Annotated in this window: 1 protein-coding gene; it reads right to left on the reverse strand. The window is 56.2% G+C overall.

Annotated features, from left to right (window positions below):
• Window positions 1–217, reverse strand: a 217-nt coding sequence (locus tag HX884_RS27705; protein WP_178329080.1) for a transposase, incomplete at both ends; no start/stop codon positions are given.

Genomic DNA, 217 nt, shown 5'->3' on the forward strand with positions numbered 1-217 from the left:
CGCGTTGCTGCTCTTTGTTCTTGGTAGAGCTGGGTGCCTCAATGATGGTGGCATCCACCAAAGTGCCTTGGGTCATCATGACGCCTGCTTCGGCCAGCCAGCGATTGATGGTCTTGAACAATTGACGGGCCAGTTGATGCTGCTCGAGCAGGTGGCGGAAATTCATGATGGTGGTGCGATCCGGCAGGGCGCTATCCAGGGATAATCGGGCAAACAG

The organism is Enterobacter sp. SECR19-1250 (assembly GCF_013391025.1).
Classification (GTDB): Bacteria; Pseudomonadota; Gammaproteobacteria; order Enterobacterales; family Enterobacteriaceae; genus Enterobacter; species Enterobacter cloacae.